Below are 607 nucleotides of genomic sequence, written 5' to 3'. Positions count from 1 at the left end.
CGTCTCGTGGGCTCGGGCGTGGTGTCGCCCAGCACCTCCACCGCGATGGTGGCGCTGCGCTCGCCGGGGGCGATGCGCAGTTGTGTCGGCGGCAGGGCGATGTAGTCGCTGCCGGCGGTGGCGCTGCCGTCGACGGTGGCGGCAGTGAAGCTGACGCCGGCGGCGCCGGCCGGTTGGCTCAGGGCGAGCGTGAACAGCCAGCTGCGGCGCCCGCTATCGCCTTCGGCCTGGCGGATGTCGGCCAGGCTGGCGATCGGCTGCCCACCGCCGTCGCATAGCCGCAACGGGCTGGCGGTATTGCGTGGGCTAGGCGCGCCGGTGGCGAAATCGGCTGCATTGTTGTCGGTGTCCGTGCAGCCATCGCCGGCGCGCAGCACCGCCAGGGTGTTGCTCGGCGCCGACGTGGGTGCATTGCCTTCGGCGCAGCTGGCGCTGCTGCCGTAGCCAACCAGATCGACGCTGCCGCTGGGGCAGCTGCCGCTCAAGGCGGCACTGCTGCGGCTCAACGCCACCTTGCCGGCACTGCCGCCCATGGCAATCGTGCCGGTGGCATCGGGGGTGGGCAGGGCGACGCTGCCGCCGCTGCCGTCGGCTTGCTTGATCAGGT

The 607-nt window shown here is 72.5% G+C and carries 1 protein-coding gene; it reads right to left on the bottom strand.

Annotated elements, in window-relative coordinates:
- Positions 1 to 607, bottom strand: a 607-nt coding sequence (locus ARC63_RS04075) for a Calx-beta domain-containing protein (protein ID WP_485111852.1), incomplete at both ends; no start/stop codon positions are given.

This window comes from Stenotrophomonas geniculata ATCC 19374 = JCM 13324, from assembly GCF_001431625.1.
GTDB classification, from domain to species: Bacteria; Pseudomonadota; Gammaproteobacteria; order Xanthomonadales; family Xanthomonadaceae; genus Stenotrophomonas; species Stenotrophomonas geniculata.
Note: the sequence above shows the minus strand (reverse complement) of the source record. Positions and strands in the feature narration are given on the sequence as shown.